Annotated in this window: 22 protein-coding genes; 15 read left to right on the forward strand and 7 right to left on the reverse strand. The window is 43.0% G+C overall.

Features of this window, described 5'->3' with window-relative positions:
* Positions 1-57: 57 nt before the first annotated feature.
* Together cqsA and ylqF are read right to left on the reverse strand one after the other, a co-directional pair.
* Positions 58-1,239, reverse strand: a complete 1,182-nt coding sequence (gene cqsA / locus R7O12_RS16825; protein ID WP_053349163.1) for an alpha-hydroxyketone-type quorum-sensing autoinducer synthase — start codon at positions 1,237-1,239, stop codon at positions 58-60.
* Between the two features lie 337 nt (positions 1,240-1,576).
* Positions 1,577-2,521, reverse strand: coding sequence for a ribosome biogenesis GTPase YlqF (gene ylqF / locus R7O12_RS16830; RefSeq protein ID WP_005376521.1), 945 nt, complete (start codon positions 2,519-2,521; stop codon positions 1,577-1,579).
* Positions 2,522-2,968: 447 nt separating this feature from the next.
* Between ylqF and R7O12_RS16835 the strand changes: the two genes are divergently transcribed.
* The 5 genes from R7O12_RS16835 to R7O12_RS16855 all read left to right on the forward strand — a co-directional run bounded on the left by R7O12_RS16835 (position 2,969) and on the right by R7O12_RS16855 (position 10,798).
* On the forward strand, positions 2,969-6,634 hold the full coding sequence (locus R7O12_RS16835; RefSeq protein ID WP_258634059.1) for an ATP-binding protein: 3,666 nt from the start codon (positions 2,969-2,971) through the stop codon (positions 6,632-6,634).
* On the forward strand, positions 6,618-7,784 hold the full coding sequence (locus R7O12_RS16840) for an EAL domain-containing protein (RefSeq protein ID WP_170890131.1): 1,167 nt from the start codon (positions 6,618-6,620) through the stop codon (positions 7,782-7,784). The genes R7O12_RS16835 and R7O12_RS16840 overlap by 17 nt, the downstream gene beginning before the upstream one ends.
* Positions 7,777-8,373, forward strand: a complete 597-nt coding sequence (locus R7O12_RS16845; RefSeq protein WP_225473040.1) for a response regulator transcription factor — start codon at positions 7,777-7,779, stop codon at positions 8,371-8,373. Before R7O12_RS16840 ends, R7O12_RS16845 begins: the two co-directional genes overlap by 8 nt.
* 9 nt (positions 8,374-8,382) lie before the next feature.
* Positions 8,383-9,753, forward strand: coding sequence for a GGDEF domain-containing protein (locus R7O12_RS16850; RefSeq protein ID WP_017635346.1), 1,371 nt, complete (start codon positions 8,383-8,385; stop codon positions 9,751-9,753).
* 157 nt (positions 9,754-9,910) lie between these two features.
* Positions 9,911-10,798 (forward strand): LysR family transcriptional regulator, encoded by an 888-nt coding sequence (locus tag R7O12_RS16855; protein WP_025767842.1) that lies wholly within the window; start codon positions 9,911-9,913, stop codon positions 10,796-10,798.
* Here the strand turns inward: R7O12_RS16855 and R7O12_RS16860 are convergent.
* A complete protein-coding gene (locus R7O12_RS16860; protein WP_054701768.1) occupies positions 10,795-11,403 on the reverse strand; it encodes a response regulator transcription factor in 609 nt (202 codons plus the stop codon). The two genes, R7O12_RS16855 and R7O12_RS16860, sit on opposite strands and share 4 nt — an antisense overlap.
* A 684-nt stretch (positions 11,404-12,087) precedes the next feature.
* Here R7O12_RS16860 and R7O12_RS16865 point away from each other — a divergent pair.
* Positions 12,088-13,068 (forward strand): chemotaxis protein, encoded by a 981-nt coding sequence (locus R7O12_RS16865; protein WP_025998672.1) that lies wholly within the window; start codon positions 12,088-12,090, stop codon positions 13,066-13,068.
* Between the two features lie 49 nt (positions 13,069-13,117).
* Here the strand turns inward: R7O12_RS16865 and R7O12_RS16870 are convergent, their stop codons facing one another.
* Entirely contained in the window at positions 13,118-13,654 is a 537-nt protein-coding gene (locus R7O12_RS16870; RefSeq protein WP_258634064.1) for a conjugal transfer protein, read from the reverse strand.
* A 444-nt stretch (positions 13,655-14,098) separates the two neighbouring features.
* Here R7O12_RS16870 and R7O12_RS16875 point away from each other — a divergent pair, with 444 nt between their 5' ends.
* The 4 genes from R7O12_RS16875 (at position 14,099) to R7O12_RS16890 (ending at position 16,952) form a co-directional block, all read left to right on the forward strand.
* Positions 14,099-14,821 (forward strand): sulfite exporter TauE/SafE family protein, encoded by a 723-nt coding sequence (locus tag R7O12_RS16875; RefSeq protein ID WP_042520743.1) that lies wholly within the window; start codon positions 14,099-14,101, stop codon positions 14,819-14,821.
* 102 nt (positions 14,822-14,923) lie between these two features.
* Positions 14,924-15,829, forward strand: coding sequence for an EamA family transporter RarD (gene rarD, locus R7O12_RS16880; RefSeq protein ID WP_104976592.1), 906 nt, complete (start codon positions 14,924-14,926; stop codon positions 15,827-15,829).
* A 209-nt stretch (positions 15,830-16,038) separates the two neighbouring features.
* Entirely contained in the window at positions 16,039-16,425 is a 387-nt protein-coding gene (locus tag R7O12_RS16885) for an MAPEG family protein (RefSeq protein ID WP_206958808.1), read from the forward strand.
* A complete protein-coding gene (locus R7O12_RS16890) occupies positions 16,419-16,952 on the forward strand; it encodes a DNA mismatch repair protein (protein ID WP_318126150.1) in 534 nt (177 codons plus the stop codon). The genes R7O12_RS16885 and R7O12_RS16890 overlap by 7 nt, the downstream gene beginning before the upstream one ends.
* A gap of 283 nt (positions 16,953-17,235) precedes the next feature.
* On the opposite strand, the gene R7O12_RS16895 is transcribed toward R7O12_RS16890, so the two are convergent.
* Complete coding sequence (locus tag R7O12_RS16895) at positions 17,236-18,600, reverse strand: endonuclease/exonuclease/phosphatase family protein (protein ID WP_206954164.1); 1,365 nt, start codon at positions 18,598-18,600, stop codon at positions 17,236-17,238.
* A 394-nt stretch (positions 18,601-18,994) separates the two neighbouring features.
* Between R7O12_RS16895 and R7O12_RS16900 the strand changes: the two genes are divergently transcribed.
* Positions 18,995-19,315, forward strand: coding sequence for a multidrug efflux SMR transporter (locus R7O12_RS16900; protein ID WP_318126151.1), 321 nt, complete (start codon positions 18,995-18,997; stop codon positions 19,313-19,315).
* A gap of 73 nt (positions 19,316-19,388) precedes the next feature.
* On the opposite strand, the gene R7O12_RS16905 is transcribed toward R7O12_RS16900, so the two are convergent.
* Positions 19,389-20,294: a DMT family transporter gene (locus R7O12_RS16905; protein ID WP_318126153.1), complete on the reverse strand. Its 906-nt coding sequence runs from the start codon at positions 20,292-20,294 to the stop codon at positions 19,389-19,391.
* A gap of 168 nt (positions 20,295-20,462) precedes the next feature.
* Between R7O12_RS16905 and R7O12_RS16910 the strand changes: the two genes are divergently transcribed.
* The 3 genes from R7O12_RS16910 (at position 20,463) to R7O12_RS16920 (ending at position 23,136) form a co-directional block, all read left to right on the forward strand.
* Entirely contained in the window at positions 20,463-20,921 is a 459-nt protein-coding gene (locus tag R7O12_RS16910; protein WP_047101439.1) for an NUDIX hydrolase, read from the forward strand.
* A gap of 104 nt (positions 20,922-21,025) precedes the next feature.
* Entirely contained in the window at positions 21,026-21,598 is a 573-nt protein-coding gene (locus tag R7O12_RS16915) for a GNAT family N-acetyltransferase (protein WP_047101443.1), read from the forward strand.
* Positions 21,599-21,723: 125 nt separating this feature from the next.
* Complete coding sequence (locus tag R7O12_RS16920) at positions 21,724-23,136, forward strand: coniferyl aldehyde dehydrogenase (protein WP_132937213.1); 1,413 nt, start codon at positions 21,724-21,726, stop codon at positions 23,134-23,136.
* A gap of 175 nt (positions 23,137-23,311) precedes the next feature.
* Here R7O12_RS16920 and R7O12_RS16925 read toward each other — a convergent pair whose 3' ends face one another.
* Positions 23,312-23,791, reverse strand: coding sequence for an aminoacyl-tRNA deacylase (locus R7O12_RS16925; RefSeq protein WP_005376501.1), 480 nt, complete (start codon positions 23,789-23,791; stop codon positions 23,312-23,314).
* 156 nt (positions 23,792-23,947) lie between these two features.
* Between R7O12_RS16925 and R7O12_RS16930 the strand changes: the two genes are divergently transcribed.
* A complete protein-coding gene (locus tag R7O12_RS16930) occupies positions 23,948-25,489 on the forward strand; it encodes a glutamate synthase-related protein (RefSeq protein ID WP_171345650.1) in 1,542 nt (513 codons plus the stop codon).
* Positions 25,490-25,776: the final 287 nt, after the last annotated feature.

Raw genomic sequence — 25,776 nt, forward strand, 5'->3', positions numbered from 1 at the left:
CACGAATAAAGAGCTCAGCAAAACTGTTGAGCTCTTTAGTTTTATCTACACACTAACTTACACAAACTCTAAGTCAGGGTGTGCAAATGCTTGTTGGCAGACAGTGAGTACATGATCAACTTCAGCAGCTGTCATGTCTGCATTGACTGAAAAACGGATGATGTTTTTGTTCCTTCCAGTTGCAGGGCGGCAAAACACTGCGCCGTAAACATTTCGCTCTTCGAGAAAGTCGCGGACTCGCTCAGTGTTTCTCTCGTTGCCGCATTCTAATGCGATAATTTGTGATTCACTGCGAATAGTAAATCCAATGCGTTTTAAACCAACGGCTAAAGACTTGGCTCTTTCAAACAGAATATCTCGCTTATCATCTGATTTTCTTATGACGTCCAGTGTTTTCTCTAGCCGAATGATCTCTTGCGGTAATACGGTAGAACTAAATATTGCAGGGTACGCCACAAATGGAAGCGTCTTCGCCAGTTTTTCTGGGCCTAAAATCGCGCCAGCACGATAAGCAAATGTCTTGGCAAGACTAACGGTAATAAAATCTACCTTATGAGTTAAGCCAAGACCCTGCAGTATCCCCGCACCTTGTGGACCGTGTGTACCTAAAGAGTGTGATTCATCTACAACCAGGCCGCAGTCAAACTCCTGTGCTATTTCGTAGATATCACGTAGAGGAGCGATGGTCCCGATAGTGCTGTAAACCGAATCCACAACAATGATCCCTGAACCGTGACGTGAAATCTGTTTTCTTAGGTGACTGGTGTTGTTATGCATGAACGGATGAATTTGTGCTCCGGCAATACGTGCGCCTTCCCACAAAGACATATGTGCAAAGAAATCAATGTACACAGGTATGTTCGGTGCACAAATAGTCTGCAATAAACCGACATTCGCAGCCCAACCAGATTGAGAAAGTAGACAACTAGGCATACCAACGAAACTGGCTAGTTGCGTTTCAAATGCAGGTTTCGATTCATCATCTTGTAAGAAAATCGCGGACATCACGACGTTGTCATCGTGCTGGGAAATCGCATCACGATGCGCGTTTTGAATCTCCTTGTTATGAGACAGTGCAAGGTAATCATTGCTTTGCAGGACAACGGCATTACACGGTGGGCGTTTACCAAGAACAAGGTGTTTTTTGTTCTCATTCGGTTCGATTAGATCTTGAATATAAAAATCTAGGCGTTCCTCGATAAAGGAGGGAAGTGGTTTGCTTTGTATAGTTTCACTCATAATAAATCTCTTCTTCATATGGAAAAACGCCAGCGCTGACACTTATTCATATTGCGGATTTTGGGGAGAGTGTCACTAACCAGGTTGCATAAGTTTGCAGACCCTTGCAAACTCGACATTTGAGGGTTGGATGGTGGCTGTAACTCTATAGGGGCCCGGGGTCTAAACTAGTTTGTGCTTAAAGTTTATACGGCGATTTTGCGGTGTTTTTTCGTGCTTCATATCTGGGATTTTGGATGAGGAATATAAAGTTTGAAAAGTGAAAAAAATGGGCGCATTAGATAACAAAAAAGGCGCGAAAATCGCGCCTTGAAACATGAGTAGATAAAAGACAAGCTTATCGCTTATTACGTAAATAGCGCTTACGACGCTCTTCTTTACGCTTCGCTTTTTCTTCTTCTTTACGGGCGGTTTCAATCTCGACTTCAATCAGTTCTTGAGTGATCATTTCTGGGCGTTCTAATGTAATTTGGCCCAAAGTGCCTTGGCGAAGTTCGTGCAATAAGATCTCTGATACTTTGTGCAAGTCAACACGTCCACCTGCACGTAGTGCACCGCGGCGACGACCAATTTCTTCCATGATCTCGATATCTGATTCTGGAAGCTCTTCAATTTGATAACGCTCTTTAAGCTTGTCTGCATAATGAGCTGCTAGGTATTCAATGGTATAGAATGCGACTTCGTCATATTCCATCGCTGTATCTTTTACCGCGCCAGTAGCCGCAAGGCGGAAGCCACTGTGTGGATTTTCCACTTTTGGCCATAAAATCCCTGGAGTATCAGATAATACGATGCCATTTTGCAGGTTGATACGTTGTTGACGACGTGTAACCGCGGGTTGGTTACCTGTTACAGCGATTGTTCGGCCTGCGAGGGTGTTAATGATCGTCGACTTTCCAACGTTTGGGATACCCATGATCATGGTGCGAATGTTTTTACCAATTTCTTCTCGGTGTGGGGCAAGTTTGCGGCAAAGCTCCATGATTCGATGCACTTCTTGTGGTTCAGAAGTCGTGATCGCCATTGCTTTTACATGTTGCTCTTGCTCCAAGTGCTCAATCCACAGTTGAGTTAACTCTGGATCGGCCAAATCACGTTTGTTCAAAACTTTAACGACAGGTTTGTCACCACGGATTTGAGAAATCAAAGGGTTTTCACTACTGAAAGGAATACGAGCATCCAGTACTTCGATGATCACATCCACTTGAGGTATTGCTTCTTCGATCTCTTTACGTGCTTTGTGCATGTGGCCAGGAAACCACTGGATTGAGTTATTAACCATTTGAATTTAATACCTTAATTTTTCTAATGCTCCAGCGGTTGTAAAAGTAGCAATGTGAGTCTTGAGTAATACAATACTAGAACGCATTTTCTAAAACTGTGTTTACTTCAAGCTGCTCGAAACCGCGGAGTTGAGCTTTCTTTCATGTTAATACGCCAGTTTATCATGGAATGATGATGAATCATTCAAGATGAAAGTAAAAAGCTATGGCGTGCAAACCTAAAAGCACACATCCCTTATGTATACCGACTCGCAGTGAATATCCGTCTGGGTGAGAGACCGAACGCAAACGCTGTGTAGTCAAAGGTGGATTGTGTTGTCAGATTGTTCTGACGAATTTTGGTTTTTTACTTTTATATCAGAGTGTTATTTTTATTTCACTATTGAGCTAAGTTTGACTTTTATCTGACAAAAACTAGTCTGAGCTTCCATTCAGAGGAAGCAGTCATGCTCAGTATTCTTAGAAGTATTACGGTATCGTCCGTCGCCTTAATTTTTTTAGCGAGTTCTTTTTGCTCAACTGCCAAACAGAGTCCTAAACCGAAGGTCATCGTTGGTGTTATTGCGCAAGACGAAGCTAAAGACTCGTTTGACGGTAGCGTTGGTCCTTCGTACGGAATTAGTCTTGAGTATTTGTCTAACATTACTAAAGCTTTGGATTATGAGTTAGAACTTCGGACTTACAAGCATATTCCGTCTTTACTTGCGGATGTCGAAAGCAAGAAGATTGATGGTGCGGTTGGATTTAGTAAAACAGCAGCAAGAGAAAAGCGTTTCTTGTTTTCGATGCCTTTCTTTTCGAGCACTATCGCTGTTTGGTATCGGAATGCCACTTACCGAGATAGTGATGCGCGTGATCTTAAATGGGTGTGTGTTGAGGGCAGTGTGTATTGTGACAACCTCACTGAACGTGGTATCGATAAGATACATTATGTTAAAACACGTTTAGAGGCGTTTAATGAAGTTAAGCGAGGTAAAGCGAACGCGCTGATTTACACTTATGTTGGTATTACCCAATATTTGGATTTGAATGACATTGTAAAAGGGGTTGTCGATATTCCCAGTTGGTTGAAAAACGAAGAGGTGAGTTTTATCGCTTCGTTGGACAAACAGAGTCTGATCGATGACATCAACAAAATCCTTCAGTGGGAGCAAAATGGAAAAAACATTCGCTCCGTCGCCTCGAAAAATCCTTACCATATCAGTGATAAGTTATTGGTAGATTACCGACGTAATCATCAAAACAAACTAGTGATAACTTACAGCAGCAGTGACGAAGCTTATCCGTTTCTCTACCGAGATTCGCAAACGGGCGAGTTAGATGGCTTCTTTCCAGATTTTGTCGACTTATTGCAGTCTCGTACTGGCTTGAGCTTTAAGTATGTGAAGCCGACGTCGAGCCTTTCAAATGGATTAACGGCATTTGATGCCGATATAGTCCCCATCTCTTATGTGGGTGAGCTACCTAAGTCAGATTGGTTGTTCACTAAACCATTCATGCACAGTAATTACGTGGCTATCCAAGCGGAGCAGAGCAAGCGCGATAAACCTGCACTGAAAGAAGCGGGTATTCTGCTCACTTTGAAAAAGCAAGGGTTAGTTCATTTGGGCACTTGGCAGCAAGGCCAAGTTGATCATTATGATGATTTGAAAAAGCTGCTTACCGATTTGAAATCGGGCGTTTTGGATGTGGCTTACATTCCTGACGACATCGTTCACAACATGATTGCACAAGATCAAGTCAATGGCTTGGTGATCAATGCGGAGGACGTTTTGACGTTCTCTAATGCATTTGCGGTTGCAAACCACAATACACAACTGCAACACATGTTGAACAGCATCATCGAAACCATTGATTCTAACGAGATCGAAAAACTGCTGCGTTCTCACCGAAGCTTCAAACTGACTTATGGCTATGACTCGGAGCAGATCGCTACATTTGTTGTTGCTGGTTCATTCATATTCTGTCTCATGTTAATTGCGGCGTATTTCATCTTATCTCACATGCGACTTAAAGTGAGGTTAGCCGAATTTAATGCTGACAATGAGGAAGCGGAAAAGCAATGGCTGATGGACATCATCAAAGAGATCAATAGCTTGGTTTTTATCCATAGTGAAAATAACCATATGGAGATGAGTAATTGTGCGAACTACAACAGTAAACAGTGCCAACAATGTAGTTTGAAAAGTGATTCTGCGCACGTTCCTCTAGTGAATAATTTTGATGAACTGACCACTGTTATTGCTGGAAAGCGTATTTCAGAAGAGGTTGCCTCGTCGGGCTGTGAACTTGATATTAAACATGTATATCGAGAACGCAAAGTCATCGCTTCTCCTAGCGGTAAGAACAAGTTTGTACTGACTGTGATTCAAGATATTACCCAGCAAAAAGAACGTGAGCAGGCGTTAATCGATGCGCAAAAAGAAGCGCAAACCGCGGTACGTGCGCGCGAAAACTTTTTGGCAACCATGAGTCACGAATTAAGAACGCCATTGTCGGCAGCACACGGCATCCTCGATTTGCTAAATCACCAAGTGACGACAGATTCAAATCGCGAGTTAATTGACCAAGCCATATGCTCGCTCAATCATTTAAATATGCTAGTAGACGAAGTACTGGATTATTCAAAGTTAGAGGCAGGGCACTTAACCGTCGCCCTAGTTAAGACCGACTTGCTTAAAACCTTGTGCGATGTGTTTCGAAGCTTTGAACCACGAGCGCTCGCGAAAGGTTTGGATTACAAAGTGACAATCAAACCATTTTCGAATGCTTTCATTGAAATCGACGCGCTGCGATTGGTGCAAATTACCACCAATCTACTCTCCAATGCGGTGAAATTCACTGCGGAAGGAGAGGTTGGAATCAGTGTCATTCTTCATGAAAAGCAGCTTATTTTGAAAGTGGCGGATTCAGGTATCGGCATGACGGATGACCAACTCGAAGGTATTCTCAATCCTTTTGTTCAAGCGGATGACACTATTACGCGTAAATATGGCGGCACTGGATTGGGACTGAGCATTGTTGACCGATTGATCGACTGCATGGGCGGCGTGCTCTGCATCGATTCACAATTTGGCTTGGGCACGACGATTACCGTCAGACTGCCAATTGAGCATTGCGACTCTGAGCCAGACGTTTGTTTGAACTGGACGTATAGCGAGAGCTTACCACTTAATATTCGCCAGTGGTGTGACGCGTGGAAAATGCGTCCAGCAACGTTAAAAACAATGGTGGCGAACCTTCACCCTATACACGACAGCGATGCCAGTTTTAATGGCCTAATGCTGCGTGACGAACAAAGAGTACTTGGCAGTCTTACGTTAAGAGAGCTTCAGTATCCAGATACATTGTTCAATTTACTCAGCCAAACGCAGCAAGAAACCAAGCTTAATGACGTAAATCAAGAAGTGGTTTCTTGGGTCCTCGGCACGGTACTGGTCGCAGAAGATAATCCCATTAACCAAAGCGTGATAGCAATGCAGCTTCATGAACTTGGAATCGAACCTGTCATTGTGAACAACGGCCGCGAAGCATGGGAATACATCAACCAAGATGAAAACGTTGTGTTGCTGCTGACCGATTTTCATATGCCAGAAATGGATGGCTATGAGCTTGTTAGGTACGTGAAAAGCTCCGAATTTAAAGCAATTCCAATCATCGGTGTGACAGCAGAAGATGCTCGTCTTGCCATTGAACGTACACAGGATATCGGCATTGATGACGTGCTCTACAAGCCCTATGACCTTAATCAATTAAAAACCGTTTTGATTCCATTTATTGGCGAAAAAGAGAGGGGTAGGCTGCCCGGCTGGATTAAACGGTTCAAAGCACAGGACGCAAAAGAGATTGCGCGCGTGTTTAGTCAATCAATGTCTACAGATATAAAAAACTTAAACGCCGCATCAACTGAGCGAGACAAAAAACGGGTCATTCATGGCATCAAAGGAGCGGCTGGGGCGATAGGGGTAAGCATGCTGACTGAGCTTTGCATTGAGGCAGAACGAGTTACTGCTGCGGAGTTTGACAGGCGAACAGCGGAGCTAATTTTACGAATCGAGCAGGAGATCGAAAACATAAACTATTGGGTAGAGACAAATGAATACACAATTTAATGTGATGGTGATTGATGACCATCCGCTACAAACCACAATACTTACGCAAATATTGGATCGCTATTGCGCGCAAGTCATCCCTTTTAACTGTGTGGATGCCGCTATTCAGAGTGTGCAGGAACAATATTTTGACGTGATTTTTTGTGATATCCAAATGCCCGGAAAAGACGGCATCGATATGATGGAAATGCTCGATAAAGTCCAGTACCAGGGGCAAGTTGTACTGGTCAGTGCAATGGAATTGACCATTATTTCTGCGGTAAGAGCCATGTGCGAGGGATTTAGCTTTGAAGTATTAGGGAAGCTGCCCAAGCCATACGATGAAAATGAAGTCGTTGATTTGTTGGGTAAAATAAGAGATGAAAAAGCGAAACAAGTCAGCTTTGCTCAACCGATTGAAGTGGAAGATCAAGAATTCCTGTTTGCTCTGGCTGAAGGGCGCGTGAAAAATTATTACCAGCCTTTAGTCGATGTGCAAAGTGGGGAAGTGCTTGGGTATGAAGCGCTCGCGCGTTGGAATCATCCTATTTATGGTGTGTTACCCCCTCATTATTTTTTGCCAATTGTAGAGCGTTGCCGCCTTTCAGGAGAGTTGTTTCAAGCTGTATTGAGTAATGTTATCTATGACATGAAACACCGCGGATTGACGCAAAACGTATCCATCAATGTAGACCATGAAAATTTAGAAGATACGGCGTTCTCTCATTACTTTTTACAGCAATGTTTAGAGAGCGAGATTGACCCATCACAAATCACCATTGAAATTACAGAGCGAGATACATTTCAGACTAGCGCGTCCCTGTACAAGAATTTACTCAAGTTGAGGATGAACGGTGTCACTGTCTCAATAGATGATTTTGGCACGGGTTCATCAACGTTTGAAAAACTGGCTCAACTGCCATTCAACGAGTTAAAAATCGATCGTTCGTTTGTACAAGGTGTCGAATGCGACATCAAAAAACGCAACATCGTTGTTGCTATTTGCGCGTTAGCGAAAAGTTTGAATATACGACTGGTCGCGGAAGGTATTGAAGACGAAGTCACACTGCAAGCGATACGTGAGTATGGGATTGATCTTTGCCAAGGCTTCTACATTGATAAACCCATGCCACTAGAAGCCATAACCATACTAAATGAAAGATATGAATAAATTGAATTACTTGATCTTTGACGATCATCCTCTCGTTTGTGTTGCAATCAAGTCGTTGTTGGAAGAGTTAGGGAAAACAAATGGGGTATTTACTGCAACATCAGCGAAGATGGCATTACAAATATTGAAAAAGGAAGAAATTCAACTGTTGATCTTAGATGTGAACTTGGCAGATTGCGATGGGTTTGATTTCTACAAACGTATCAAATCCCATGGTTATGAAGGCAAAGTCATTTTCTTCTCCGCTGAAACTAGCCAAATGTACAGCCAAATGGCTTTTCGTTCTGGCGCTGATGGCTATGTGTGTAAATCGGAAAATCACGACATTCTTAAAGACGCGATAGAAGCGGTAGAGAAGGGGTATACCTTCTTCAAATTTAAGCAAGTTGTTAATAGCGTTCGAGAAATGCCACAACTTTCAAGCAGAGAAAACGCAGTAATGAAGTATTTATTACAAGGAAAGTCCAATCGAGAAATCGCTTCAGTGTTATCAATAAGTGATAAAACAGTCAGCACATACAAACGCCGTCTATTGGATAAATTTAACGTAAAGAACATTGTTGAGCTAACAAGAGTGGCGGGGGCGTAAGACCGCATCATGACACTTAAAAGTATCGCGTTGTCTCTTTTCATCGCAACATTACTATTCGTCACTTCTGTCACAATGATTGGTGCGGTGTTAATTTCTTATGAAGTAAAGCAGTTCAACACTTACGCGAATAATTTAGCCAAAATAAAACAAAAAGTAATTCTCATGGGGCTATTGACGGAAGCGCAGCTCGAGCAATACAAAGGCATGAGCGTGAGTGAAGTAGAAGCGCAAACAGAGCTGAGCTTTCAAGATGCGATTTACTCCCTGTCACGTTATGAAAAACTTAATTACGTTGAAGCTGTTGCACGGAAATCGCTTCATCAGGCTGAAGCGTATTTATCAAATGCGTTCAATCGACAAAATGCCGTTATGTATTTTCGTTCTTATACTGGAAACAAACTCATCTTAGAGAGACCGATTGAAGCGCTAGAGGGAGTGAAAGCCACGTTTGATGTTGATTGGTGTAAAAGTAACTATTCTTGTGTGTTAGCCGCGTGGAAAGAGCAACTAACGGACCGGGTATTGTTTTCCCTACCATTTAAAACGACATACTCCGATGACATGGCGATAAGCATCATGAGTCCGGTTTACTTTCAAGGTGAGTTAGTGGGAGAGTTCTCGGAACAATTATACCTCTCGCCGCTTTATAATGATGGGAAAGCGGTGGATGTTCAAATAGCGAATGGGAACAAACAAATGGTGATTTATTTCGCTGGCTACCCCTTTCCATCATTCGCGTACACCCAATCATATGTCGCAGACAACAACAATCTTATCGTTTACATGTACCCATTCAGTAAAATTGTATTGGATTACGTGTTCTTGTTTATCATCTTCTTTTTCGTAACCTTAGCGTATTACAACAAAGCTTATGAATCTAAAGAGAGCAAACTTCGCCTCGCGAAAGCACTGACGAACGTGACGAAAGATGATTTAACGGGATTGTTTAACCGCAGAGTTTTTCAAGATAGCGAGTTCAAACGTCGTTTGGAAACCGCGCCATATTCCGTCATTGCAATAGATGGCGATAGGATCAAGCGAATCAATGACCATTACGGTCACCATGTAGGGGACGAAGTTATTGGAATTATTGCTGATGCCATGTCTAAAGTGTTTCGAAATAGTGATTATCTAGTTCGAACTGGTGGTGATGAGTTTGTTGCGATTCTGCCGGGTTGCAGTATCAGTCAATCTTCAATATTGGCGAAGAAGCTTCGTAGTGTCGTTAAAGATAACCGACTAAAGACCTTGGATATCGAAGTTAGTGTGAGTACTGGTATCGCGGCGAATGAATTACACGAAACGCTTCAGGACGTTATTGTACGTGCAGATGAAGATCTCTATGAGATGAAAAAACACAGACAAAAGTCCCATTAAGCAGCGCTAGTATTGACTCAATGTTAAGTTACGGAACATAACCATGACATAACTGTTTGATTAATTTGACCAAACAGAATGAGTGGTCTTTTATATTAGAGCAGTCAACAAATAGTGATTGCTCTATTTATTCTCGACCTTACATTTGGTGTCGCACGTGAACAAAGATCTCGACTTAAACTTACTTAAAATACTTGTCTTACTGGATAAGCACCGTCAGCTCAAGCCCGTTGCGAAAGCGATGGGGAAGAGCGAAGCGTCAATTAGCAAATACCTTGCCCGATTGCGACTCCAGCTAAACGATGAATTGTTTATTCGGCATCCTCACCACATGGAACCGACGGACTATTTAAAACGTCAATTACCTAAAATTTCCGACGCACTCGAGAAGCTTGAAACTTGTCTAATTAGAGATGAGTTTGAACCGGAAAATTACGAAAAAGACATCACCATTTGTTTGCCGCAAACCGCTCAATACTCATTTGGGCATTTACTTGCAATGGATTTAATGGCGCTGTTTCCCAAGGCGCACATTTCGATAGCAACGATTACAGAGTATACGATAGAAGAGATAATCCTAGGCAAAGTGGATGCGCAGTTACATTACTTCAACGAGGATGTTCCGAAATCTGTTTATCAGAAGTTCATCGGCTATGCGCCTGCTGTGTTAGTTGTCCCTGAAGAGCTGGGAATTACCACCCTAGAAGAAGCAGCCAAACTTCCCTTTATCATGTTAGAGATTATCGGTTGGAAAGAGAAAGAGCAGCTCGTTAAGCGTGCAATGGAAAGCCACGGTATGGTCATCAACCGTATTGCGGCTCTAGACAACGTAAGCAGCGTATTGAAGCTAATTAAGCAAAAAAGCGCCGCAACCGTGCTACTTGAATATCAGGCGCCAATTGATGGATATAAATTTATAAGAGTGCCAGAGCATTTTTACCCAGATGGCTGGCCAAAAGTGGTTGTACAGGTGAAGCAAAGCTTAAGACATGATGCAATGCACCAGCTGTTAATCGGTGCTATTGCAAAATACATGAGCGCTTAGCGGCAAAACTCAATGTTTTCTGACTGAGGAATAGTATGCAGAAGTTCAATCAACGTGTCCGCATGGTACTTTTTCAGAATACGCGTTTTGTAGGTGCTGATTGTTTTAGCGCTGAGTGAAAGTTGTTCAGAAATCTTCTTATTAGAGTAGCCTTGTACAAGATAATGGAACACCATGGCTTCGCGATTTGAAAGTGTTACGTTACCCGACGATGGTGTGTGAGTCGACTTAAACATTGAGTAACCGCGTGAAACACTCACAATTGCGTCGATAATGGTCTCTCTTGTTTCATGCTTGCTTAAGAAGCCGTTTGCGCCCATTTCGTACGCTGCTTTAGAAAGACTCGAGTAGTCGCGTGAAGAAACAAATAACAGTCGGCCACGATATCCCGTCGCTAAAATGTTTTTGGCTAAACGCATACCATCGCGGTCGCCAAGCACTACGTCTAGAATAATCAAATCAATCTTTTGGCCTCGAACAAGATCCATCACTTCCGCACTGTCAGTGGTTTGAATCACTTCAGCTGTGTTGACTACAGATTCAACTAGAGAAGCAAGAGCTTCGCTATACAATGGTTGAGCGTCGATAATAAGAACATTATTCAAAGTTAACCTCACCTAATACATCAACTAGTGTGCTGTCAGGCGACAGCGCAATTGGATGAATAGGATTGTAGGAAAAACCTTGCTAAGAGGAAGGAAAATGACTCTTTCCAAAAGTGAAAATCAGTGTCTTGATTATGGGAATAACGATGTCAGGTATTGAAATACCTAGTGATAGGATGATTGCTTAAAACTTACGCTGACAGAAAACTAACAAACTGAAAGTGTTCTTTCAGTGTTCTATGCCTTCAGATTTTCTTGCGATGCCTCTAGCGCTTCGATTTAAACTCGTGTGTTCACAAGCGCAGTTTTATACCATGCCACTTGAAGAGAGCTTGTTCTACACCAGGCATGAGCACAGTAGCCAACTTTGCACTGATATCTGTTGGATAGGTTTGGCTATTGACGCTGAACATCACTTCAAATTATTTCTAAACTTTTCATTGACTCGGTCGCTAAAAGTGGAGGTGTTAATTCGCACTTTGGCCACTCATAATGTCGTGTTCAAAAATGAGACAATTTTACATGGTTTGGTATGGAAATGTGCGTTAGCCGTCCTTTTGATGGTTTACAAATTTTGTTGTAACGACTAAAAAGGACTTTTGGATTTTTAGCCAGAGAATGGCTTCTCATGGCGTTTGCATCAAACTTTTTCTGATGCGTATTTTTGGTTGGATAATTGGCTTTATGAGTAACGTAACCAGCACCATTTTGACAGAAAGTGGTACCAATGAGCTTGAAATCATCGAGTTTCATTTAGAAAAAACATTGCCAGATGGCAGCACAAAAACTTGTTATTACGGCATTAACGTTGCGAAAGTACGAGAAGTGATTCGCGTGCCAGAAACAACCGATTATCCAAACGCACAACCTCATATGATTGGTGTGTTCTCATCCAGAGATGTACTGACGCCTTTAGTGGATTTAGCTGGTTGGTTAGGTGTGCCAACACGACAAGATCTGGAGCGCAAGTTTGTAATCGTTACGGATTTCAACAAAATGACCAATGGCTTCTTAATTGACAGCATTTCGCGTATTCATCGCATCTCTTGGAATGATGTGGAATCACCAAGTCAGTTTTTGGAAGCGGGCGAACAAGATTGTGTAGTAGCCGTTGTCCGTAAAGAAGGCAACCTGATCATGATTCTCGACTTTGAAAAAATCATCGCAGACATCAACCCAGAATTGAGTATGGAAAAATACGATGTGAAAGGGGACAAGTCGGTGGATCTCAACCAGAGAATGGTCGGTAAGCGTAATGCTAAAACGATCATGGTGGTGGATGACTCAGCATTTATTCGCTCTTTGATCCAAGATACATTAGCTTCTTCAGGCTACAATGTGATCACATGTAAAGACGGTGGTGAGGCGCATGAGAAGTTGATGAGTTTGATCGAGGTTGCGAAAGAAGAAAACTTGCCAGTTAAAGAGCTATTAGATGCGGTGGTTACGGACGTAGAAATGCCTCGAATGGATGGTATGCACTTAGTGAAGAGACTACGCGATACCGAAGCGTTTCATGAAATGCCGATCATTATGTTCTCGTCATTGATGAGTGAGGATAACCGAGCGAAAGCACTATCTCTTGGCGCAAATGATACGATTACCAAGCCAGAGATTGGCCGCATGGTGAATATGATGGATAAATACGTGTTTAACTTTGCGTAAAAAACCGATCAGATGAAACAAATAAGGCTGCCGATTGGCAGCCTTATTTTTATTGAGGGCAGGGAAGAATATCTAAGGTGTAACTCTCGTTTGGAGTCTGCGGTGGCCCATATAAAATTCCGCATTGTGTTAGGCTACTATTTTTATCATCTCTTGCTGAAATGACGACTTTAATGTTGTTAGTCTGAACAATTTTCCAGTCACTATCACCGTGCTGATTCTCAAGTTCCGAGACTAATAGAGCTAAGCTTGTTTCATCTGCATCTGGGTAACCGTACCTAAATGTACAGCTAAGAGAGCCATTTAACTCACAGCTTGAGAAAGGCAGACTTTCTGGGCCCTTACCTGAACCTGCGTCAGTGTGTTTATTTGATATATATGGATAATGTTCCAACCCTGCAATCGCCATTTTCCCATAACCTACGCCTAATGCTGATGCAATAGCGCCTTTCATTCCTTCCAAACGAGCTTCACGTGCATCACTTTGAAGGTTTAAAAAGCGTGGCGCGGCAGTGACAGCAAGAATACCGAGCACGACAATAACTACGACTAACTCTATTAGAGTAAATCCCGTTTGTTTTTTCATATTATTTTCACAGCAAGTTAAAGGTAGAAAAACACTGACCGTACACTTGTTTATTGTGTAAATAAGTACGGTAATGATAAATCGATCAGTAGTATAAGGAGGTGAGTTGTAAAGTGCTATACCGACGCCGCACTAATTGACTGAATCCATTAAATGCTACGGAGAATTCACGGGTCTAATTCGGCTAGATTTTAAGAGGTCATTAATTCCGCTGAAGAAATGCTGCGTGAACAGGCGAGCATGAATCCTCTTCGATGTAAGCAAACATGTACATCAGCGGAATGAAATACAAAATGCAAATAAGGGCGAACCGCACAAATGGATTGTCTTTTTATTCACTTTGATGAATGCTACGCGGAATTCATATCGCAGTATGCCTGAGGTATTCATCATGCGAATGTGCTTTGGTTTTGTGTTTATTTTTCAAATATAAGAATAATCTAAATGGAATTCGATTCGATAAACTTCCTTGCAATAGGTTTGATATTTCTTGGCTCTTATGTCCAGACCGCAATCGGTTTTGGCTTGGCTATTGTTGCCGCACCTTTATTGATTCTTTGGGCGCCAGAATATGTTCCTGCGCCAATCTGTTTAGTCGCGTTATTTATTTCGTTGATGAATGCGATGAAGCACCGCAGTAGTGTTGAAATCGGCGGCTTAAAGATGGCGTTGATTGGGCGAGTGCCGGGATCAATTGCTGGTGGCTTGCTACTCTTTTTTGTATCTACACAAACTCTCACGCTTTGGATTGGTTTGTTGGTGCTGTTTGCAGTCGTGGTGAGTGTTTTACCGTTTCGGGTTGAGCCTACGCCTTCGCGTATGACATGTGCTGGTTTCTTTTCTGGGTTGTTTGGTACCAGTTCTGCGATTGGAGGCCCTCCGATGGCGTTATTGTTGCAGCATCAAGAAGCGAATCAGTTACGCGGTAATTTATCGGCTTTTTTTGTTTTCAGTTCGATTATTTCACTAATAGTACAAATCCCAGTGGGCTTCTTCACATTGCATCATTTGGTCATTACTATTCCTCTATTACCTGCTGCGGCGCTTGGTTACTGGCTAGCAATGAAAACTACCCAGTCGTTACCAAAAGAAAAGATTCGGTTTGGGGCACTTATGTTGTGTTTTGTGAGTGGCTTTACCGCCGTCGTACAAGCGTTGAGCCAATAATGCCATCTGCATCATAAAGTCACTGCGGGATTGCATTCCTTTTTATGTAAGGCGGACTTGTTTACTTACGCCAAATTGGTCGTTTAGATGGGCGATAGTTTTATGAATAACACTCGTTATGGCACTTTTATGGCAGCATTCTCCTTTGTGATCTGGGGATTGCTACCAATTTATTATCGTTATTTACCAAATGCTTCTATGGATGAGTTGCTAGCATGGCGAATCATTGGGTCTGTACCTGTCGGGTTTCTAATTGTACTTGGGATAACCCGTCGAGGGCTGAATTGGAAAGAAATCTGGCTTGATAAAAAATCCTTGTGGTACACGTTTGTGGCGAGCAGTTTGATGTGTATTTCTTGGAGTGCGTTCACTTGGGCTTTGACCCATCATCGGGTCATCGATGCCAGCTTAGGCTTCTTTATTGGGCCATTAGTATCTGTTGCGCTGGGCGTATTTATTCTTGGGGATAAGCTCTCAAAAGGCAAACTTATTGCAATCGTGCTGGCAACAATTGGTGTTATGTACCAAGTGATTCACTATGGTCAGCTGCCCGTTATCGCACTAACGATGGGGTTGTTCTTTGCTTTGTATGGGCTGTACAAGAAGAAGATAAATTATGACTGGAGTACAACCTTGTTTGTTGAGGCGTTGTTACTGACTCCAGTTGCACTCGCCTATTTGCTCTATAAACAATGGGCAACTGGCGAACTGGCTTCGGGCACAGATACCACAACATTGCTTTTGTATTTTGGCAGTGCACCTATCACACTTTTACCACTCGTATTTTATTCTATCGCAATACGTATAACTAATTTATCAACCGTCGGTCTAATGCAATACATCGAGCCAAGCTTGCAGTTTGTGTTGGCAGTTATGTTTTTTGGCGAGTTGTTTGACGAAGTGAAAGCGGTGACCTTTGCATTTATTTGGGTAGGGCTGTTGTTCACAATTTTTGAAAGTATTATCAAAGGGCATCGGCGCAAAAAGCTGGTCAAACACCCCTTATAGTGGTTTCAATATTCTCACATATTAGCTTCTTTATTCTTATGCCCTCCATTCGAGGGCATTTTTAATGTCATGAAGCATTGGCTTTCGTTTTTTGCCCGAATAGAAATCATAACTTGAGATTATTTGACGCATTATCATAATGATACCGCTATAGTTATAGCCAAGTGACACGCTTATATTAGTGAAAACCAGATCAAGAAGGACGACATATGATCACAGCTCTGTATGCCAACATTCTCGCAATACTCATTATTTGGTTGGCTGTTCAAGTAATTAAGCAACGTCGCTTAAATCAAATTGCTTATGCCGATGGTGGGGTAGAGGCTCTACAAATTGCTCGTAGTGCCCAGAGCAATGCGACAGAATATATCCCCATCACCCTAATTTTAATGGCACTTTTAGAATTCAATAGTGCTTACCCAACATGGATACATCTCACCGGTATTATTTTTGTAATTGGTCGAGTTATTCATGCTAAAGGCATATTGAGAAAAGACTTGAAAAAGCGCATTAGAGGGATGCAGGTGACATTTCTGGTGATACTTTCATTGGTTGTGTTAAATATGATTTACCTGCCATACGATAAGTTATGGTAAGTCTGCGACGTTACATTCCACCACCTTGGGTACTCGTTCTGATTGGATTAGTACTGAATATTGGCGCGATCATCGTTACTAGCTTAATCCTTGATAAGTTGGGTAAACAGCACTCGCAGCTCGCAGAGCAAACAGCAGAAAACTTGTATTCCATCCAACTCGCATGGAACAGTGTGGAAACCCTAGAAAGGAAAAGAGAAGCCTTACTGCTGCATGTGCACATAAGTCAGAGCGTAGCGATACCTTTAGAGCTAGAAGAGGTATTAGCAGGGCATTTATCTTCTTGGGTTCATAACGAGTCGGATGAAATAAAAATTGATCAACTTCCTCAACTAATGTCAAAGATAAATCAGGCACAAGCTTCGTATAGAGACCGCATCGATAATTACTACATTGAGAATGTAGAGCTCAATGAGGTAATGGCAAAGCAGGATGAAAAGATCGCTTGGTACAAGAATATCGGACTCTTCTTGCAAGTATTCGGACTTGCGTTAATCCTTGCACGCGACTTAGCTAGGAAGCAATAAAAGCAAGAGCTAAAGATCAGGTTTATTGCGAAATGCCAATGGTGGTTTGCAAATTGCAATTTATTCTGTGAGCAAACAGTAGCTATTGGTTAAGTTTTAATGAAAGTGATTAAATAACAACCTGTTTTTGTGCGCTGAAAAGTTGGCACGCCTCATGCTTTAGTATGAGTGACCCTTTCTAAGCCGAGGGTCACCTAGCCAACTGACGTTGTTAGTGAACCATCTTGTTCACAAATATATACAGCCAATCACGACTCCTTGTGGTTGGCTTTTTTTATGCAGTCTAGAACTGTGCTTTAATCCAGATCATGCGATGGTCGGAAGATACATCCTTACCATCACCATACTTACCGATACGTGCATCGTTAAATAGTTTACGGCCCTCTTCATAAGACGCTGACCAGTACACACCAGAGTCTATTACATTCAAATTTGCTGAAGGCAAGGCATAGTCTACCCCTAAGCCAAACGTTGAAGTGATGCGATTCGGATATGAGTGAGTTGAACTGCGGTCAACAGCGTGTTCAGCTGCACCAAAGCTTGTTGGGTAAAGCTCACCATTCATCACGGTTTGGTTAACCAATGGATCGTTGTGCAGCTCTTGCATTACAGAGCTAATACCGTCACCAGCCACTGGATCAAGGTTTTGATCACCCATCATTACGAATTTAGCGCCGTTCGTTAAGCCACCTGTTTTACCCGCATCGTCGTAAAAGTAGTCTTTGCCTTGAATGTAATGATGCCAAAACTCCACTTCTGCTGCGTTTTGCGCTTTGTTTTTACCGGTGTCAAATACTGGTGGAGTAGGATGAGACATCAACAAGTGTACAACTTCCTCGCCATTGCGAGTTGGAATGATGATTGGTGCGTCAACGTGGTTTTTCGAAGATAGACGCACTTGATCCCATTCTTCCGCTGAGTACCATTCATCACCACACTTCATGCCGTCTGGAATCTTTTGCGAACCATCGCAGATAGTAATGGTTGGAATTTTCGCACCTTCCATATCTTTCCATTTAAATGCTTGGAATGTACGTGTGTTTGCTGTGTCAATTTTATACTTAGACATAAGGGCAAATGCATATTGACCATGGTACATGCCAAAGCCCCATGCATCACCTGGCATTTGACCTGCGGTTCCGTTGTTGTCGAGATCAAACTCACTCAACAACCCTGTATTAGTTGAGTAAGATTCAGCATAAGGGTATTCAATAGGCTCAAGGTTTGCTTCACCGCCCGCGCCATCGATACTTTGCGCGACAGACAAGTAGTTCTTCTGGAATCCTTCAATGGCTGCTTTGTTTTCGCCTGTTCCGTCGTTGTTGTATTCCGCCATCATAAGAACATCAGGACGATTCTTTTGAATGATTGCTGCAACGTTACGAATTTGAATGACTTTTTCCGCAGTGGTTTTGTCTTCGGCTGCGATTGAACCGTCTAAATAAGAGGTGACCAACGCAGCTTGCTGCGTTGGTTCAATTTGCATTTCATCTACCAAAGTTTCGAAGGTAGCGCGGTCAAAAGAGAGGTTGTAAGTCGCTATTTTTACTTCTTTAGGCTGGACATTGACGTATTCAGTATCGTCATTACATCCAGATAGTAGAGCGGCGCCAACAAGGACAGCGATAGAGGTTTTGATTGCTTTCATGGGTACGTCATACCTTATAATTAATTCGGCTGAATATTAAAGTCATCAGTCATTGTTTTAAGCGATATTAGTCACACAAACGTTTTCATATTTACATGTTCAATTAGTTTTTGTGTGATTTGTGCAATAAATGCAACACTTTCAACACCAGAAGGTTATATGTAAATTGTTAAAAAACGGTGTCGTTATTGATGCGAAATAGAGAGTCCGCCACCGTTAAAAAGAAAAGCGTAGAATTTAAGCGTGCATGAGATGTTTGAGTTGTATGCTTATCGACGTGTTTTATTTTTTATGTTTAGATTTCCGTATATAATAAGCAGTCAATCAGAAGTGAGGACGACCTCACCGCTCTATCTTTTCTCGGGGACGACCCCATCTCGTTGGGAAATGTGACATGGCTTGGGGAATTCTCTTCATTGCGGGCTTGTGTGAAATCGCATGGGCTGTCGGTCTTAAATATTCACAAGGGTTTACCAAATTCGGTGCTTCGGCATTCACTATTGTCTTTATGTTATTGAGCTTTTGGTTGCTTGGCATTGCGTTAAGAACCTTGCCTTTAGGCATTGCTTATGGAGTATGGGTAGGGATTGGCGCAATAGGTACGGCAGTCGTGAGTATTTATCTGTTCAATGAGCCAGCAACACTTATCAAAGCCTTAAGCTTGCTAATGATTGTCGCTGGTATCGCAGGGTTAAAAATATCAGCTTTACGTTAGGCTAAACACAAAACAGCCAGAGTCACTCTGGCTGTTTTTCTAAATGTCGTGTTTACGGTTCTGGCGAGGTATATCAAGCGTTGCGCTTAATAAAAGGTAACCGTAAGTGATGACCAAACGCATTAATTAATGCGCCTGTAACAATCAGACCGCCACCGACGTACGTCCAAATGATCGGAACCTCGCCAAAGAAAATGATGCCCAACAACACAGAAAATACGATCTGGATATACGAATAAGCGGAGGCTTTACCCGCTTGTTGAGTTTGCATCGCTTTGGTTAACCCCAATTGTCCAATTTGGGTAAAGACACCAACTAGAACCAACATGAAAGTCAGATATAGATCGGGCATTACAAAATCGTCGCCAATCAGTAAGAGTGAAGAGGGGAGAGCAACCAACGGGAAATAGAAAATGATCACTGAGCTGTCTTCTGTCTGACTCAGTTTTCTGACAATGACGTAGGCAATTGAGCTACCAAATGCGCCTAAGATCGCAATCATGACGCTAAACATTGGTAAAGCGCTATCTGAGCCTTGCCCCGTTTCTGGACTTACCATGATATAGATGCCGAGTAAGCACAACGCAATACAAAGGAAAGTTGACGGCTGGATGCGCTCTTTCAAGAAAAATACGGCGAGTAGTGCAGTAAATACCGGATGAATATATTGGAATATCGTCGCTTCTGCCAAAGGTAAGGTGGTCACTGAATAATATACACACATCAGAGCCATCGTACCCACAGCACCGCGTGCAAATAGTAATGGCTTATTATTGCCCCATACAGAAATTCGTTTTCGCTTTACATCGAAATAACTAATGATAAGTGAAACGAGCGCTCTTGCTGCAACGATTTCAAAAACGGGGATACCGTAGTTGCCGACGTGCTTTACTGTAGCCGACATCAGAGCAAAGCCGAACGCGGAAAGCACCATAAAGCGCACACCGATGGGAATCATAGTGTTGAATGAATTGGACATTTTACTGCTCATTTGTTGCGACAGATCTCACTTTAGCATACTTAGTTAGCGATTAAATCCTCTCAACTCAAACACTTCTGTCGACAAGATGAATAAACAGTAGAATACGTAGCAATTAATCTGCCTCTCTCAGCGTAACAATAAAAACTCGATATTTAAGGAGCTTACATGATCCCGATAAAAGCAACGCATGTTTCAGGCGTTGTCATTTCAAAAATTGATGGCATAGAAAAAATGCTGTTACTCAAACGCGTAAAAGGTGGCTATTGGTGCCATGTTGCAGGTGGTATCGAAGCGGGTGAAGCCGGGTGGCAAACCATTTTAAGAGAGTTAAAAGAAGAGACACTAATTGACCAAGTTGAGTTACATACAGCAGACTTTCTAGAGCAGTTCTACGAAGCAAAAAATAACCGTATCATGGTTATCCCATGTTTTGTGCTACTTTGTCCGCCTAACCAATCAGTTGTTCTTAACGAAGAGCATACAGAGTATCGCTGGTGTACGCTTGAAGAAGCTAAGCAGCTGGCTCCGTTTGCCAATCAGCATCACCTCTATGAACATGTATGGAAACATTATGTAGATGTGGCATCACTAACGCCATTTACGCTGATCGATCAAAAGGGCTAAATGAACGGCAACGGCTTTGATTAGTTTTTATAGAGAGGTTTGTTCTCATAAAATGAAGCGTTAGGATTTGCGCTGAGCGTTCACAATAAAAAGGAATAACATCTATGGATGAAGTCACATGCCAAGAGACGTATCAAGGAAATCACTTACAGAAGCGTTTTTCCGTCTCGCAAAGGGTCTCAATTGAGCCCCTCAACACGAAACACGCGTCCGCTTTACTAGAGGTTGTGAACACTCACCGAGAGAGCCTTGAGGGCTATCTACCTTGGACGGATTCTGTCACGAATCATAGAGAGGCCGTTAACTACATTTCCCAGCGAGTGAACAGTAACGCGCTGGATTCCCACTGGTGTGCAATTTATTTTGATGAGCAGCTTACGGGTGTTATTGGCATTAAAGGTGTGGATTCACATACGCGTGTTACTGAAATTGGCTACTGGCTTGCCAACAATGGGCGAGGCCATCGTGTGATTGATCAAGTGCTCGCAGTATTGATCCCTTTTTTGAAGCAGAAAGGGCACGCACAATTCATTCAGTTCCATTGTATGGAAGATAACATCGCTAGCATCAATATTGCTGAGCGTGCAGGCGCCACATTAAAAGAATACGTTGATCATGAGTTCGATATGCTTGACCGCTCTCAACGACTAGGCATTTATGAACTACGTTTGATGTAGTATCCACCCCAGAGATATTTTAATCAGAGTTCGAACTCTAACTTCACGAGCGCTACAATAGTAACATTGTTGCGCTCGTGTTAACTTGGGGCGTCATTGGTAGAAACTAGGCTAGGAGAAGCATCATGAACGCAATCACAGAGGTTGAAGTAGATAACTTGTTACAGCAAAGCCTCGGACGCTTAAAAGCGGCATATGCAGCCGAGCCTTATCCTAGTTTGGATGAACGTAAACAGCGCCTCGTTTTGTTAAAAAAATCGCTGCTTGAGAACAAACAAGCTTTGGTTGAAGCGTTAAGTGACGATTTTGGCTATCGCTCAGAATTTGATACCGCCATGACCGACGTTTTGCCAACGGTCTCGCATATTAATTATACCCTCAAACGACTAAAAAAATGGTGCAAACCCAGCAAGCGCGAATCCGGCTTATTGCTCGCACCTTCTAAAGTCACCGTTCAGTATCAACCGTTAGGTGTCGTCGGGATCATTTCACCGTGGAACTTTCCTGTGATTTTGAGCCTTGCGCCTTTAGTGACAGCATTGGCTGCTGGCAACCGCGTGATGATGAAGCTCAGCGAATTTACGCCAAAAACCAATAAAGTCATCGTCGATATTTGCCGTGGGTTGTCTGAGTATGTCGAAGTTTTTGAGGGTGAAGCAGACGTCGCACAAGCATTCAGCCAACTGCCATTCGATCACCTTTTGTTCACGGGTTCTACGAGTGTTGGTCGCGCAGTGGCAAAAGCGGCAGCGGAAAACCTTACCCCGGTGACGTTAGAGTTGGGTGGAAAGTCCCCGGTGATCATTGCAAAAGATGCAGACATGAAGAAAGCCGTTGATGCTATCTTGTTTGGTAAATGCATTAATGCAGGCCAGATTTGTGTCGCGCCTGACTACGCATTTGTACCGCAAGAACGTGTCGAAGAGTTCATTTCGCTATTCTTAAAACGTTTTGAAAAGCTCTATTTAAAATCCAACAAGAATCAAAAGCTGACCCATATTGTCAACCAACGACAATATGATCGTTTGACTGCGCTACTTGAGGATGCAAAAGCGCAAGGTGCTAACCTTCACACTGTTGAAGCGTCGCCCCAAGAGGAACGACTTCTGTATCCTCATTTGGTCACGGATGTGTCGCCGAATATGCGAATCATGCAAGAGGAGATCTTCGGGCCATTTCTACCTGTTAAGCCCTACAATGCCGTTGATGAAGCGATTGACTACATTAATCAGCACCAAAGACCACTTGCGCTGTATGTTATGTCGGACGACAAATCGACCATCAAACATATTGTACGCAACACCCACAGTGGTGGCGTCGGCGTTAATGATACGGTTTTACATGTTGGCGCTGAAGATGCGCCTTTTGGTGGCGTTGGTGAATCGGGTATTGGGCATTATCACGGAGAGGAAGGATTCAGAACTTTTAGTCATGCGAAAACCATTCTTCACACACCGAAATGGTTGCCAAGAACGAGCGTATTAATGCGCCGTAGGGCTATGGCGATAAAAGCGATCCAAAAGATCTTTGTTCGATAATAATTATGATTTGATTGATAAAAAACCGCCCGAATAGGCGGTTTTTTGTTTCTATATGCTCTGAAACGCTGGGCACCAAAGTCCGAGAAACTTCCATCGCGTGCTACCAACAAAACAAAGAAAGGCTCTTGTTGAAAGAGCCTTGTTCAGGAAATGTCGAAATATCTTGGCAAGTTTAATGCAGAACTTCACTGCTGAATCTTAGATATCTACAGTCGTTCATCAGTTCTTTAAACGCCTTTCGGTCCAGCTTAATCAGAGTTTCATGATCGCCAGCTTCAAGGTAGACATGTTCCAAGTTTGCTAGTCTTTCATCGCAAACTGTCGACATGTGGTAAGGGCTACCAATCGGTGGAATAGCGCCGTGTTCACAATCGGTGAAGAGTCGGTAAACCATACGCTCTTTCACCAAGTGGAAGGTGGCATTAAATTCGTCGTTTAATCTCGACAAACTGATTTTGTTGTTGGCAGGTAAGACCGCCATCATATGACGCCCTTCATGATCCTCTAGAATCACACCTTTTGCGATATTCATTAAAGGCACACCTGCTGCAACACCACTTTGTAGCGAGCTATGACTGTGGCTGTGATTCACGGTTTGAAAGTGAATGTTATGCTCAGTCAAATATTCATCTAATCGGGTTGCAATAGTCATATAGCCTCCACGTGTATGAGACCCATAAAAAGTATAGGTTAGTCGGGCGACAATCGCGCATTTTACTCGGCGACACTGACGCTCTTTACGCTCCTGTTCTACGCTTATTGCAAGCCAGCGAGAAAGCATGGTTAACAATAATAAATAGGGGGCAACATGAGCAAGCCAATCATCGCTGATAACAAGCCGATCAAAGTAGAGTTGAAAGCTGGGCAAGAATATTACTTCTGCCGATGTGGGCGTTCTAAAAAACAACCTTACTGCGATGGGTCTCATTCGGGAACCGGCTTAAAGCCAATGAGCTTTAGTGCGGAAAAAGACGAAGATGCCTATCTCTGCCAATGTAAGCATACCGCCAATGCTCCTTTTTGTGATGGTACACACAAGCGATTTACCGCAGAGCAAGTCGGTAAAGAGGGACCGGAACAAAAGCCAGAGAAAAGAGACAAACCAACAGCGTCTGCTACTCAAGAAGAACCAACCCTCGAGTTTATCCACCAATTAGCGAGAGAAGGACTCTCTAAACTCGGTCATCATGGTCCGATGGCTGCAATGGGGGTTCCTAGGCATTTGCTACCACATTGGGATGCTATACAAATCATGGTGGCGCAAATGGCGACACAACCGTTGTTGGAAGACGTTCCTGTGTCTACCGAGTTGATTGTGGGACCAAATGCGCGTAAGCCGCTCAGACTCGCTATTCCTTTGTTGGTGTCGGACATGAGTTTTGGCGCACTTTCTGAAGAGGCGAAAATTGCGCTAGCAAAAGGTGCAGAGTTGGCAGGGACTGGGATTTGCTCTGGTGAGGGTGGCATGTTACCGGAAGAGCAAGCCGCTAATTCACGGTATTTCTATGAGCTTGCTAGTGCTCAATTTGGCTACGACGAATCTAAGCTTCTTAATGTTCAGGCGTTTCACTTTAAAGGTGGGCAAGGAGCAAAAACGGGCACGGGTGGTCATCTGCCTGCAAATAAAAATGTAGGTAAGATCTCTCAGGTGAGAGGCATCCCCGAGGGACAACCAGCGATATCACCACCAACGTTCAAAGATCTTCACACTACTCACGATTTCAGAAAGTTTGCTGACAGAGTTCGTGGCATCACAGGCGGCATTCCAATTGGATTTAAACTCAGTGCCAACCATATTGAGCAAGACATTCAGTTTGCGCTTGATGCTGGGGCTGATTACATCATCTTAGATGGTCGCGGTGGTGGCACGGGTGCGGCGCCAACTATGTTCCGTGATCATATTAGTGTGCCCACCATTCCTGCATTAGCTCGTGCACGTAAGTACTTAGATGAAAAAGGTGAAAGTGACCGCGTCACATTAATCATCACCGGTGGGTTGCGAGTTCCTACGGATTTTGTCAAAGCGTTGGCACTTGGAGCAGACGGAGTAGCGATAGCAAACAGTGCGATGCAATCGATCGGTTGTGTCGCCGCTCGCATCTGCAACACCAATAATTGCCCGGCAGGCATTGCGACACAAAATGCCGATTTGAGGCAGCGTCTCGACGTCGAAAAGTCATCCCAGCAACTGAAAAATTTCTTCGAATCCTCGGTAGAGCTCATGAAAGTCATGGCGAGGGCGTGTGGTCATCACGCTCTGAATGAATTTAGTCATCATGATTTAGCGACCTGGGATCACAACATGGCGAGGCTGTCTGGGATTAAGTATTCAGGTATGGACTTAAACTGATCTCTATCCATATTTTCTGCATATAGGTACATGTTTGATAACAATTATTTATTCGCTGAAATGTTTGAAATTTTGACTTGGCGTTAACTAAAAAAACAGTGTATGAACTACGCTGTTTGAGGTGGATATTCGATTTATTGAATAACAAAGAGTGGTTACCACAACCACGACACGAAGGAGCATTATATGAGCAAAGCAAACGGCGGTTCGGTAGGTAAATGTCCAGTTATGCATGGTGGGCAAACATCTACAGATAAGTCGGTGATGGATTGGTGGCCGAATGCCTT

The sequence above is a fragment of the Vibrio sp. Vb1574 genome (assembly GCF_033338675.1).

Bases quoted from the DNA above. Each gene is read 5' to 3' on its own strand.
- R7O12_RS16930 (WP_171345650.1), top strand. From the start codon at position 23,948: ATGAGCAAGCCAATCATCGCTGATAACAAGCCGATCAAAGTAGAGTTG.
- R7O12_RS16920 (WP_132937213.1), top strand. From the start codon at position 21,724: ATGAACGCAATCACAGAGGTTGAAGTAGATAACTTGTTACAGCAAAGC.
- R7O12_RS16900 (WP_318126151.1), top strand. From the start codon at position 18,995: ATGGCTTGGGGAATTCTCTTCATTGCGGGCTTGTGTGAAATCGCATGG.
- rarD (WP_104976592.1), top strand. From the start codon at position 14,924: ATGAATAACACTCGTTATGGCACTTTTATGGCAGCATTCTCCTTTGTG.
- R7O12_RS16835 (WP_258634059.1), top strand. From the start codon at position 2,969: ATGCTCAGTATTCTTAGAAGTATTACGGTATCGTCCGTCGCCTTAATT.
- R7O12_RS16925 (WP_005376501.1), bottom strand. From the start codon at position 23,791: ATGACTATTGCAACCCGATTAGATGAATATTTGACTGAGCATAACATT.
- R7O12_RS16890 (WP_318126150.1), top strand. From the start codon at position 16,419: ATGGTAAGTCTGCGACGTTACATTCCACCACCTTGGGTACTCGTTCTG.
- ylqF (WP_005376521.1), bottom strand. From the start codon at position 2,521: ATGGTTAATAACTCAATCCAGTGGTTTCCTGGCCACATGCACAAAGCA.
- R7O12_RS16885 (WP_206958808.1), top strand. From the start codon at position 16,039: ATGATCACAGCTCTGTATGCCAACATTCTCGCAATACTCATTATTTGG.
- R7O12_RS16875 (WP_042520743.1), top strand. From the start codon at position 14,099: ATGGAATTCGATTCGATAAACTTCCTTGCAATAGGTTTGATATTTCTT.
- R7O12_RS16845 (WP_225473040.1), top strand. From the start codon at position 7,777: ATGAATAAATTGAATTACTTGATCTTTGACGATCATCCTCTCGTTTGT.
- R7O12_RS16840 (WP_170890131.1), top strand. From the start codon at position 6,618: ATGAATACACAATTTAATGTGATGGTGATTGATGACCATCCGCTACAA.
- R7O12_RS16850 (WP_017635346.1), top strand. From the start codon at position 8,383: ATGACACTTAAAAGTATCGCGTTGTCTCTTTTCATCGCAACATTACTA.
- R7O12_RS16865 (WP_025998672.1), top strand. From the start codon at position 12,088: ATGAGTAACGTAACCAGCACCATTTTGACAGAAAGTGGTACCAATGAG.
- R7O12_RS16905 (WP_318126153.1), bottom strand. From the start codon at position 20,294: ATGTCCAATTCATTCAACACTATGATTCCCATCGGTGTGCGCTTTATG.
- R7O12_RS16895 (WP_206954164.1), bottom strand. From the start codon at position 18,600: ATGAAAGCAATCAAAACCTCTATCGCTGTCCTTGTTGGCGCCGCTCTA.
- cqsA (WP_053349163.1), bottom strand. From the start codon at position 1,239: ATGAGTGAAACTATACAAAGCAAACCACTTCCCTCCTTTATCGAGGAA.
- R7O12_RS16870 (WP_258634064.1), bottom strand. From the start codon at position 13,654: ATGAAAAAACAAACGGGATTTACTCTAATAGAGTTAGTCGTAGTTATT.
- R7O12_RS16915 (WP_047101443.1), top strand. From the start codon at position 21,026: ATGGATGAAGTCACATGCCAAGAGACGTATCAAGGAAATCACTTACAG.
- R7O12_RS16910 (WP_047101439.1), top strand. From the start codon at position 20,463: ATGATCCCGATAAAAGCAACGCATGTTTCAGGCGTTGTCATTTCAAAA.